Origin of the sequence: uncultured Polaribacter sp. (assembly GCF_947497125.1) — a bacterium.
In the GTDB taxonomy this organism is placed as follows: Bacteria; Bacteroidota; Bacteroidia; order Flavobacteriales; family Flavobacteriaceae; genus Polaribacter.
Map to the genome: position 1 here is coordinate 158,627 of NZ_CANMFI010000006.1, position 12,782 is coordinate 171,408.

8 protein-coding genes are annotated in these 12,782 nt (G+C 30.4%); 7 read left to right on the forward strand and 1 reads right to left on the reverse strand.

Going from position 1 to position 12,782, the window contains the following annotated elements; genetic code table 11:
- The first annotated feature begins 20 nt into the window (after positions 1-20).
- The 6 genes from Q0678_RS10135 (at position 21) to Q0678_RS10160 (ending at position 9,320) form a co-directional block, all read left to right on the forward strand.
- A complete protein-coding gene (locus Q0678_RS10135) occupies positions 21-1,670 on the forward strand; it encodes a sulfatase-like hydrolase/transferase (RefSeq protein ID WP_299057432.1) in 1,650 nt (549 codons plus the stop codon).
- 13 nt (positions 1,671-1,683) lie between these two features.
- On the forward strand, positions 1,684-3,162 hold the full coding sequence (locus Q0678_RS10140; RefSeq protein WP_299057434.1) for a sulfatase: 1,479 nt from the start codon (positions 1,684-1,686) through the stop codon (positions 3,160-3,162).
- A 112-nt stretch (positions 3,163-3,274) separates the two neighbouring features.
- Positions 3,275-4,582, forward strand: a complete 1,308-nt coding sequence (locus Q0678_RS10145; RefSeq protein ID WP_299057437.1) for a sulfatase — start codon at positions 3,275-3,277, stop codon at positions 4,580-4,582.
- A gap of 68 nt (positions 4,583-4,650) precedes the next feature.
- A complete protein-coding gene (locus Q0678_RS10150; RefSeq protein ID WP_299057440.1) occupies positions 4,651-5,697 on the forward strand; it encodes an alkaline phosphatase family protein in 1,047 nt (348 codons plus the stop codon).
- Positions 5,698-5,710: 13 nt separating this feature from the next.
- Positions 5,711-8,188, forward strand: coding sequence for a heparinase II/III family protein (locus tag Q0678_RS10155; protein WP_299057443.1), 2,478 nt, complete (start codon positions 5,711-5,713; stop codon positions 8,186-8,188).
- Positions 8,181-9,320 carry a lactonase family protein gene (locus Q0678_RS10160; RefSeq protein WP_299057445.1) on the forward strand — a complete coding sequence of 380 codons (1,140 nt, stop codon included), beginning with the start codon at positions 8,181-8,183 and terminating at the stop codon, positions 9,318-9,320. Before Q0678_RS10155 ends, Q0678_RS10160 begins: the two co-directional genes overlap by 8 nt.
- On the opposite strand, the gene Q0678_RS10165 is transcribed toward Q0678_RS10160, so the two are convergent.
- Positions 9,317-10,357, reverse strand: a complete 1,041-nt coding sequence (locus Q0678_RS10165) for a GntR family transcriptional regulator (protein WP_299057449.1) — start codon at positions 10,355-10,357, stop codon at positions 9,317-9,319. The two genes, Q0678_RS10160 and Q0678_RS10165, sit on opposite strands and share 4 nt — an antisense overlap.
- A 276-nt stretch (positions 10,358-10,633) precedes the next feature.
- Here Q0678_RS10165 and Q0678_RS10170 point away from each other — a divergent pair, with 276 nt between their 5' ends.
- A complete protein-coding gene (locus Q0678_RS10170; protein WP_299057452.1) occupies positions 10,634-12,739 on the forward strand; it encodes a bifunctional aldolase/short-chain dehydrogenase in 2,106 nt (701 codons plus the stop codon).
- Positions 12,740-12,782 lie beyond the last annotated feature (43 nt).

Below are 12,782 nucleotides of genomic sequence, written 5' to 3' on the forward strand. Positions count from 1 at the left end.
AAAAGTATAGCAATATTAAAATGAAGAGAATATCTCAAATATCAATTATCTGTTTTTTAATATTGGCATTGTTCAATTGTAGTTCATCAAAAGAGCAAGAAAAGGAGAGTAATAATAAAAAACCAAATATTGTATTCATATTTGCAGATGATTTAGGTTGGACAGATATAAGCACAGGAAATACAAATGGAAATAACGGTTCTAAAATTTATGAAACACCCGTAATCGATAAATTGGCATCACAAGGGATGTCTTTTACAAATGCCTATACCAACCAAAATTGTGCACCATCAAGAGCAGCTTTAATTAGTGGGCAATATGCAACAGGAGTAGATAATCAGGTATATAATGTGGGCTCTTTAAAAAGACAAGACAAAAGAACCAAAGGATTTCCAAATGTACTTATTGAGCCTTTCAAGCAAAAAAAAGTAATTGCAGAAGATGGTATCAATATGTTTGATGTTTTAAAAACAAAAGGCTATCAAACAGCATTAGTGGGTAAAAGTCACGGAACTCCACATCCTTTAAAAGGTGATTATGGTATAGATTTACCAGCAGATATTCATCACATTATAGCGGCTCCTATTAAAGGGAAAAGAATAAAATCTTTCTATTTAGCACTAAATTCCGATAAAAAAGGATGGACGTTTAATTCAGAATTTGTAGATAAATATGCCAAACCTTATGATAAAGAATACCTTAATACGATTTTAAAACCTTATAAATCAAGAGCAGATGTGTCTCTTTTAAAAGGAACTCCAAAACATCTTACAGATGCAATTGGAGATTTCTCTGTAGATTATATCAAAGAAAAAGCAAATGAAGAAAATCCGTTCTTTTTATACATTCCTTTTCACGCAGTTCATTCTGATGTTACTGGTAGAAAAGATTTAACAGAAAAGTATTTGAACAGCGGCTTAAAACCAAGAATTGCAGAATATGCTTCTATGATTGAATTGTTAGACCAAAATGTGGGGAAAATAAATAATGCTTTGAAAGATCCAAATGGAGATGGAAATTATGAAGATGACATCACAGAAAACACCATTTTTATATTTTATTCTGATAATGGAGGATTATTTAAAAATACGCCATTGAAAGGTAAAAAAGGAAATTTAACAGAAGGTGGTCTTAGAGTTCCATTAATTTTCAGATATCCAAATGTGATACAAGAAAATTCGATAACCAATCAAGCAGTACATTGTATCGATTTTCTACCCACTTTTGCAGAATTAGTTGGAGTTGATTTAGCTACATTAAAAAAGAAAGATGGAAGCAAGCCTAAATATGATGGAGCTTCTTTTGCCAAAGTTTTAACAGGAGAGGCAAAAAGAATTTCAAGAGAAAATTTGTTTTGGCATCTTCCAGGATATATGGATGAACGTTTTTCTCCATCAACTTTAATTCAAACAAGAGTAGGAGAAGAATATTTTAAGTTGTTTTATTTTTATGAAACAGATGTGTTTGAAATGTATAACATTACCAAAGACATTTCAGAAAAAAGAAATATTTTAAACAATCCTACATCCAAAGAAATGGAAATCGCATTGCAAATGAATGCAGATATGTTAGCTTGGTTAGCAACCAATAATGCACCAACAGGAACTTGGGTTAAAAACAAAGAAAAAGTGCTTTACCCTAAATTAGAAGGTGTAAAAAAGTATCAATAATAGAATTTAAGAAATGAATAAAAAGTCTTTGATTTTACCTTTTTTGGTAGTGATAAGTATAGCATTTACCGAATGTTTTAGTAATAAAAAACAATCTAAAAATACTAAAGTTGAAGCAAATGAGAATGAAAAACCCAACATCATATTTTATTTAGCAGACGATCAAGATGTGTACGATTATGGTTGTTATGGTAATGAAAAAGTAAATACAACAGCAGTAGATAGGTTGGCAAAAGAAGGAATGTTATTTACCAATGCATTTACAGCTCAAGCCATTTGTGCACCAAGTAGATCTCAAGTTTTTACAGGGAATTATCCTGTTAAAAATGGATGTTTTGCAAATCATACAGCAACAAGACCCCATATAAAAAGTGTAACTTCTAGAATGAAAAAGTTGGGTTATCAAGTTGTTTTGGCAGGGAAAAGCCACGTAAAACCAGCAAGTGTTTACCAGTGGGACAAAGAATGGGAACCAGTTCCTAAAAAAGATGTACCAAGAGATTATATTCCTCTAGACAGTATTGAGAGTTATTTAAAAACTGCCAAAAAACCATTTTGTATGTTCATCACCTCAAAATATCCTCATGGAAAATATTTTGATGTTAAAAACCCAGATGTAAATAACCTAAAGTTTTATCCTTTTAATGAAGATAAAAAGAATAATGAATCATACATAAAAAGTAGATCAGGTTATTACAGAAGTATTGAAGAAGATAATACTCAGATAGAAAAAGTTTTAGCATTAGTAGATACATATTTAAATGAAAATACTTTATTTATTTATAGTGCAGATCATGGTGTTTCTGGTAAATTTACCGTAAAAGACATTGGTTTAAAAGTACCTTTTGTAGTACGTTGGCCAAAAGTGATTAAAGCTGGAACAACATCAAATCAGTTGATACATTATACAGATGTATTGCCAACTTTTATGGACGTTGCAGGAGGAAAAGTGCCTGAAAATATAGATGGGAAGAGTTTCTTATCAATCTTAAAAGGAAATGATGTTGCTGTCAATAAATATGTTTATGGAGTTAGAACCAATCAGAACATTCTAAATTCAGAGATTTTTCCATCAAGAATGATTCGTAATAAACGCTACAAATACATCAGAAATTTTAATTCATTAGAAGTTGTTGAACAAAATTTAACAGGAAAACCAAATGTAGATTATTTTATAAAAAGAGGAGCAAACAAATTTAAAAACGAACCTTTTGAAGAATTGTACGATTTAGAAAATGATCCTTTTGAACAAAACAACTTAGCAAATAATCCTGAATTTAAGTTGATGAAAAAGCAATTATCAACAGATATGTTTACTTGGATGAAAGCTCAAGGCGATATTTTGGATGAAACAATTGGGGATATGCCAATTATTACGCCTAAAGGTAAAAAGGGATTCAAGTTAGACCAAGATACTCCAAGAAGAAAAATTCCAGATTCTATAAAAAACTCACTCACAAAAGACGATTATATCGTTATAAAACATTGGTAATATTATGATAAAAAAAAACCTTTTTACTTATATATTATTCGCTTTATTCATTCTTTTAGTTTCCTGTAAATCCTCAAAAGAGAAAACTGAAGCTACTCAAAATCAAAAACCAATGAATGTTTTGTTCATTGCTATAGATGATTTACGTCCAGAGTTAAATATTTATGGGGCAAAACATATAAAATCTCCAAATTTAGATAAACTAGCTAGTGAAAGTTTGGTCTTTAATAGAGCCTATTGCAATGTACCTGTTTGTGGTGCTTCAAGAGCTAGTTTACTAACCAGTATTCTACCAACAAAAACACGTTTTATAGATTATAGAGCAAAAGCACAAGAAGATGTTCCAAATGCAAAAACATTACCAGGTCTTTTTAAAGAAGCTGGTTATACAAGTATTTCTAATGGAAAAATTTTTCATTATAATAAAGATGTTCAAGAAGCAAGTTGGAGCGAAAACCCTTGGATGCCACAAGGTGGACATAGAGTAAGTTATGACCCTAAAACTAACGACGTGATTATGAAATCTGGAAATGGACGTGTGTATGAAGCTCCAGAAGTTGATGATAGTGCTTATCCAGATTATAAAATCGCACAAAAAACGATCAAAGATTTACGCCGTTTTAAAGAATCAGGAGAATCATTTTTTATGGCTTGCGGATTTTTTAGACCTCATATGCCTTTTTATGCACCTAAAAAATATTGGGATTTATATGATAGAGATTCAATAGAGATTGCAGATAATCGTCATTTGCCTGAAAATGCTCCAAAATCTTTAAGAGGTAGTGGAGAATTTAAAAGCTATAGCTTTGGTGATTATAAACCCAATACAGAAGAATTTCATAAAATGATGCGTCATGGATATTATGCTTGCGTTAGTTATGTAGATCAGTTAGTTGGTGAAGTTTTAAATGAGCTTGAAACACTTGGATTGGCAAAAAACACAATTGTAGTAGTTTGGGGAGATCATGGTTGGCATTTGGGAGAGCATGAGTTTTGGGGTAAACACAATACTTTACATAACGCTTTACAGGTACCTTTAGTGGTAAAAGTTCCAGGAAAATCAACAGGAAAACATACTGAAGCATTGGTAGAAAGTGTAGATATTTATCCAACTCTCTGCGATTTGGCAAACATACCTGTACCAAATTATATTATGGGAAAAAGTTTTAAAGCTACTTTAGATAATCCTGAGAAGTCTTTTAGAGCATATACTTATGCTCGTTTTAAAAAAGCAGATGCTATAGTAACCGATGATTTTACTTATTCTCTGTTTGAAAATGGAGAAGAGATGTTATATAATCGTAAACATGATCCAGCAGAAAATAAGAATATGGTTGCAGATGTTAAATATAAAGAGGTGCTTAAAGAAATGCGAAATGCATTAAAAAGAAAACAAGAAAAGGCAAATAAATACAAATAAAAGAACTTGCAGTTGAACTCAGAGAAAAATGGGGAAAAGACTTTTTAATTAAATAATAATAAATTACAATGAGAACTTTTGTTACGTTAGCTATTGCAGTAGTATTGTTAACCAATTGCAGTCAACTAAAACGAGTAAAAAAAATAGAAAAAGAACAACCTATAGTTATTCAATTTATTATAGATGGATTAATGAAAGACGCTGTAGAAACAGCAATTAAAGCAGGTGCAGAAAATTTAAAATATTTTAGAAATAACGGCGTTGTTGTAGAAGCTGCATATTCAAATAGCCCTGTTGGAAGAGTTAAATTACCAGATGGAAGTGAGCCTTGGAGAGGGGCATCTCCACCAAATATTGGGATGCATACAGGAACTCATGTTTTTGAGTCACAAAATTTAGATGATATATTTTTATCAGCAAGAAGAAAAGGAATCAAATCTGTTTATGTTGGTGGTCATACTTTATACGATGTGTTTACCACAGCAGATACTTATTATGCAGAGATAATGCCTGATAGTACAGTGGTAGCTTTAGGAATCAAACATATAAAAGAAGATGGTGCAAGGTTGGTGCGTTTGCATTTACAAGAAATAAGAAGTTCTTGGAAAGGAGCGAAAGAAAAAAATAATCCAAACTCTAAATATATAAAAGCCATTTTAAATGTGGATGCTCAGCTAGGAAAATTAGTATCCTTTTTAAAAAAGCAAGGTTTATGGGAAAATGCTTTTTTTGTAATTTCAGCAGATCATGGTATGGGGGTTTTAAAGAAAAGTAACCACCTTTCAGAGCAATTGTCTTCATGGCAAATTTATATGAATTTTTATGGACCTGGAATAAAAAAGGGAGATACAATACCTTATGCAGAATCTCCAGATATTGCTATATTAACCAATTATTTTATGGGTTTAAAACCTTTAAAAGGTTATACTCTTAATGTAGATTATTTAAAAAGTAATAGAACTACAGGTGTTTTTTTAAATAATATATTTGAAGGAAATACGAAAGAAATAAATCACCCAAAATGGATTAAATCTTATTTAGATAACAATAAAAGTTCGCCGCCAAATGATTATCTTCATTATCGTGAAGCGATGATAAAGTTTATAAATAAATAAAAATTTTATGATAATGAAACTTAAATATATCATCTTATACTTTCTGATTTTGATGGTATTTCAAACAAAGAGTCAAGAATTAGAGCGCCCATTTATTTTAGTGAAATCAAGTGAAAGAAATCAAATTTTAAATAAAATAAAAACAAAAACTTGGGCGAATAAAATTTACAGAACTCTAAAATCTAATGCAGATAAGCAAGTTGATGAATTTTATAAAAACCCATCAACGTATCTTAAAAATTTGCCTTTTAATTGGGTAGAAGCTAAAAAAAATGAGTTTCCTCCTTTTTTTAAAACAGATCACATAGAAAACGGAAAACATAGAAATTTAGATAACGCCACAGATAAAGAATGGAAACCTGCAGCATTATTAATTGAAAATTTACAAATAGCATTAGATTGTGGTTATTTATATTATTTAACGCAAGATGAAAAATATGCCTATGTAGCTAGTAGCATTTTGTATTCTTTTACAAAATCTGTTCAGAAATCTAAAATGTCTAAATGGAAAGGAAGAGGAGGTTTACTATTTCCTTATGACGGTTTTAGAGAAGTTAGAGTTATTGGGTACAGACTTCCATTGATTTATGATTTTATTGCTACTTACCTTAAAAATAACGGAAAATCTTTTGATATCATTCAAAATAAAAAAGTATCATTTCCTTTAAATGAAGCTCAAAAAGTTTTTAAAACCTATGCAAATATAACTGTGAATTATGGACAAACAGGTTCTAATCACCCTGTTTTAGAAGCACCAAGCTTGGTGTATAATGCTTTGGCTTTAGATGATAAAAAAGAACGTAAAAAATGGTTGTCTTATTTTTTATCAGAAAGTACCCAAAATCAAGATGCTTTGCCAATAATGGAAAAAAACTATAAAAATCAAGGTGATATTTGGCCAGAAACTTCACAATATTTAAATCATTCCACAGAAATTTTAGGGAAATTGTTGTTAGTTATTAACAGATATCAACCTTCTTTAGAGTTGGGTAAAAAATATCCTAATATTCTTTTTGCATTACCAAGGTTAGATGACTTAGTGTATCCCAATAACGAAATTATTCGTTGGGGAGATGGACATCGAAGACAACATGGTTCTTATCAAGCTTATGAAAATGCCTATGTTTTAGCAAAGATGGATGGCTTAAAATATTTACAAGATAAATTTACTCCATTGCTAAAAAGTGCAATGGAAAATGGACAGTATTCTAGAAATAGTATAGAAGCATTATTTTGGTATGATGATGCTATTTATGGAGCTTCTAATACTATAAAACTACCAAGAACAGATAGAGTCTATCATGCAGGTATTGTGTTGCAAAGAAATTTAAGTACAACTAACAACCCAAAAGATGGATTAATGGGATTTGTTGGAGGTGCACATATGGTTCATGGCCATGCAGAAGGTATGAATATTGAATTATATGGAGAAGGACAAGTTTTAGGTGTAGATCATGGGAGAAAAAATTACGGCAAAGATTTGCATGAAAACTACTCCAGAATTTTTGCAGCTCACAACACAGTAATTGTAAACGGAAGTTCTCAAGGAGAAGATGGTTGGGTAAATTTGGGAATCAATTCTGTGGAGTTGATTTCAATGGAACCAAAGGTTAATGATGTAGGAATTTCTCCAAATCATTCTTTTAGTCAAACTAGTTTTGTTGATGATAAAGCAGATAAAGCAGAAGCAACTCAAGAAAGAACTTTAGGACTCATTAGAACATCGCCAACAACAGGTTTTTATGTAGATGTTTTTCGTTCAAAATCTAAATTACAAAATGAATATCATGATTATTTATATCATAATATTGGTGATAAGCTTGTCTTTGAAAATAAGGATATAAAGTTGCAAAAAACACCAAATAGATATATGGCAAATGCGAATGCTGAATGGATTCACAATAAAAAATATAGAAATCCAGGATGGCATTTTTTTAAAGATGTAAAAACATCTCAAGAATATAAAAACAATGTAAAAGCTACTTTTCATATCAAAAAGTTAAGAGGAAATAGTTTGTTCATGCAATTACATATTCCTGGGTTTAAAAATAGAACCTACACCAAAGTAAAAGCACCTGCAACTTTTGAATCTCCAGAACCTTATGATAGAAAACCGACCCCAACTTTAGTCATAAGAAATAAGGGTGAAGCTTGGCAAAACCCTTTTGTAGTAATTTTTGAGCCTTTTAATAGCTCAGAAAAACCAAGCATACAATATGTTACAAAAATTGAGCAAAATGGCATTTATAGAGGATTGATTATAGAAAGTAAAACACCTTCTGAAAATCTAATTCAATACGTAATTACACAATCTAAAGATCAATTTTTTAAGAATGATGATATTTATTTTAAAGGTTCTTATGCAGTAATAACATTAAATAATAAGAATGAATTAAAGAGTATTTATATTGGTGAAGGAGAAAAATTAATTTATAAAAATGAAGAAATTGTCACAAACTCATCAAAAACATATTTTAAATCTTATGATTAAAAAAAGTATTCTTTTAATATGTCTTAGCGTTTTTCTTTTTGGATGTCAAACAGATCAAGATAAAAACAAAACATTATTATTTGTAGGAAGTTTTACAGATAAAAAACCAGGAGAAGGAATATATGTGTATGAATTTGATTTAGAAACAGGAGAAGCTCATTTAAAGAATACTATAGATACTCTTACAAATACTTCATTTTTAAAATTGTCTCCTAATGGTAAGTATTTATATTCTGTAGCAGACAGTCAGATGAAATACAATGGAAAAATAGCTGCTTTTAAAGTTGATGTTTCAAAATCAAAGTTAGTATTTATAAATACTCAGGATTGTGGAGGGGTAAATCCTGCGCATCTAGAAATTGATAAAAGTGGTAATTATCTAACAAATTCTAATTATTCAGATGGAAGTTTAAGTCTTTTTAAACTTAATAAAAATGGGAGTTTAAGTAAGTCTTTACAAGTATTACGATTTAAAGATAGCAGTATTGTTAAAAATCGTCAGGCCTCTTCTCATATCCACTCTTCAAATTTTTCTTCTGATGGAAATTATTTGTTCGCACAAGATTTAGGAGCTGATAAACTTAGAAAATTTACGCTTGATACATTACATAAAAAATTAAAACAGCAGCAAGAGATTAAAACAAAACCAGGAAGTGGGCCAAGACATTTTACCTTTCATCCAAATGAGAAATTTGGATATCTAGTTAATGAATTAAGTGGTAAAATTAATGTTTATAACTATGAAAACGGAAACTTAAATTTTATAGAAGAGTATACAACTTATCAAAAAAAACAAGATATATACAGAGCAGCAGACATACATATCTCACCAGATGGTAAATTTTTATATGCTTCAAATAGAGGTCCAGAAGAAGATACTATTGTCATTTTTTCTATTGATAAAAAAACTGGAAAACTACAGTTAGTTGGGCATCAGCAAACTTTTGGAGCGCACCCAAGGAATTTTGGAATAGATGCCTCTGGTACATTTCTTTTAGTTGCCAATATGCATACTAATAGGGTTGTAATTTTTAAAAGAAATAAAGAAACAGGAAAATTAACAAAGCTTTCTAATGAAATTAGTGTTCGTAATCCGTCTAGTATTCAAATAAAAACTTACAATTTGTATTAGAGCGATTCTCTTTCAATAAGGTTAAAAGGTACTTTAAAAGATCCTTTTTCTTTGTTTAAAATCATACTTGCAGCAGTTTCCCCCATTATTTTAAAATCTGTAGAAATTACTGTAATCCCTAATAATTCTTTTAAAGGAGTATCGTTATAAGAAATAATACCAATATCTTTACCTAACACATATTCATCTTCTCGAACTTGTTTTACCAAATTAACCAAATCTGCCTCTTCTATGGTAATAAATAAATCTCCTTTTTTTAAAATCATATCATCATAAACTTCATTCAGTATTTCGAAGTCTAATTTATGTTCAACACAAAATTTTCTAAACCCATGTAGTATTCTTCTTGGATACGGATATACAGCTTTATTTGGGTAAATAAGCATAATTTTTTTGTAATTGCTTATTTTTTCTATCCCTTCTTTTAATGCAGTGTAGATGTCATTTTCAAAATCCTGATAAATTTCAATCCCTTTTACGTCAATTCCTGGTTTAATATTGTCTAGTAGTACTAGTTTTTCTTTAGGGATGCTTTTGATAGCTTTTATAACATTGTCTGTATAGCTAACATGTTTTAATTCCTCTGTTTTAAAATGAGGCATAATTACAAAGTAATCATATGCAGATTTGTTTTTTTCTAAAAGATTTAAAAACAAGGTTTCATCGCAATGATAAATATGTAAATCTGTGTGAGAATTGGCGCCAATAGTATTTATAAAATAATTATAGGTTCTAAGTTTATAAGAGCTTAATTTATTGACTAAGAATAAAATATTAACCTTAGAAATTAATTTTGTTCTTGAGATGTAAAACCCTTTGCCGCGAATAGAGGTAATTATATTTCTCTCTTTTAAGATGCTATAAGCTTTTTCAACAGTATCTCTAGAAAGGTAAAACTCTTCACTAAACATATTTATTGAAGGAATTTTTTGATCGATTACCAAGTTACCTGTAGAGATATTATGAATTATAGAATCTATTATTTGCTGGTATTTTGGAATCCTAGATTCAGTATCAATTTTTATATTTTTTATCATATCTATACTTAAAAAAAATAAAAATAAAACTTTAATTCTAATTGACCACAAAATGTGTTTGTTTTCTTACATATGTTTTACATATTAATAAATCTAGTTGCTGTTCTTTGAAGTTTTATTATATTTATAATCTTCTAAACAAATTTGTAAAAAGTATTTACAATAGAAATCATTTCCAAAATTATAACAAATGAAGTGTTTTTACTGAAACCATATAGTACAGGATACAAATACTAGTTTGTAGCTTTAGATTTGTCATATAATATAATAATTTTTATGAAAACCAACACAAAGACATTTAAGTACGTAGATTATTTATGGGATCAAGAAAAAGCGAATGCTTTAGGAGATGATCAAGTTGCATTATTTTTATACCGTTCTAATATTTTAGGAGCAGATCTTAGAATTACAAATTATGGTGGTGGTAATACAAGTTGTAAAACGATAGAGAAAGATCCGCTAACAAATCAAGAAGTAGAGGTAATGTGGGTAAAAGGTTCTGGTGGAGATATTGGAACTTTAAATAGAGCAGGAATTGCTGGTTTATACACAAGTAGATTAAGAGATTTAAAAAATGTTTATGGCGGTCTTCAAGATGAAGATAGAATGGTTGGTTTATTCAATCATTGTATTTACGATTTAGATAGTAAAGCACCATCAATAGATACACCTTTGCATGGTTTGTTACCATTTGCACATATAGATCATTTACATCCAGATGCTTTAATTGCAGTTGCTGCAGCTAAAGATAGTGAGAAAGTTACCAAAGAAATTTGGGGTGATACTATGGGATGGGTGCCTTGGCAAAAACCAGGTTTCGATTTAGGTTTGCAATTAGAAAAGTGTTTGGCAGACAATCCTGGAATTAGAGGAATCGTTTTAGGTTCTCACGGTTTATTTACTTGGGGAGACACTTCTTACGAATGTTATATAAATAGTTTAGAGGTTATAGAAATGGCTTCTGAATACATAGAGAAAAAATTAAAAGAACAAGGCGAAGTTTTTGGTGGTCAAAAAGTTGAAAGTTTACCACAGGAAGATCGTTTAGAAAAAGCAGCTCAATTAATGCCTTTATTAAGAGGTTTGTGCTCTTCTGAAAATAGAATGATTGGTCATTTTTCGGATACTGATGTTGTAATGCAATATATTAACAGTAACGATTTAGAGAGATTAGCTCCTATGGGAACCTCTTGTCCAGATCACTTTTTAAGAACTAAGATTCAACCGTTGGTTTTAGACTTAGACAAAAATGAAGACGTATCTGATGCAGAAGCTGTGTTAAAGAAATTAGAGCCAGCTTTTGCTGCTTATCGTCAAGAATATGTAGATTATTACAATACTTGTAAAAAAGACAATAGTCCTGCAATTCGTGATGCAAATCCTGTAATTATTATTTATCCAGGAGTTGGTATGTTTAGTTTTGCTAAAAACAAGCAGACTACACGTGTTGCAAGCGAATTTTATATCAATGCAATTAATGTAATGCGTGGTGCAGAAGCAATTACTGCATATACTTCTTTACCAAGACAAGAAGCATTTGATATTGAGTATTGGTTGTTAGAAGAGGCAAAATTACAACGTATGCCAAAAGAAAAGCCATTATCTAGAAAAGTTGCTGTAGTAACTGGTGCTGGTGGTGGTATTGGTAAAGCGATTGCTGATAAATTAGCAGCAGAAGGAGCAAACGTTGTTTTAACAGATATTAACGAACAAGCTTTAATAGAAGCAAACGGAACTTATGCTAGAGATGTATCTAGTTATGCTGTTTGTGATGTTACAAGTACAGATTCTATTGCAAGCGCTTATAAAAAAGCTATTTTAGAGTTTGGTGGTATAGATATGATTGTGCACAGTGCAGGATTGGCAATTTCTAAACCATTAACAGATACAACTGACAAAGACTGGAATATTTTACAAAGTATTTTAGTAAAAGGACAGTTTGATTTGGCAAAGCAATTTGCAATGATTGTTCGTAAACAAGGTTTAGGAGGTGATTATATTGCTATTGCAAGTAAAAACGGCTTAGTAGCAGGTCCTAATAATGTAGCGTATGGTACTGCAAAAGCAGCGCAACAACACATGGTACGTTTATTAGCTGCAGAATTGGCAAAAGATAAAGTAAGAGTAAATACAGTAAACCCAGATGGTGTAATTGTAGGAAGTAAAATTTGGGAAGGCGCTTGGGCAGAAGGAAGAGCTAAGGCAAACGGAATTACTGTTGAAGAATTACCAGCATTTTATGCAAAAAGAAACTTGTTAAATGAAATTATTACTCCTGCAGATATTGCAAATGGTGTATTTTCTTTAGTAGGTATTTTAGATAAGTCTACAGGAAATATCATCAATGTAGATGGTGGTATGGCAAATGCATTTGTAAGGTAAACACTTTTAAGTTAAAATATATTATTTTAGAACTTCCATAGAG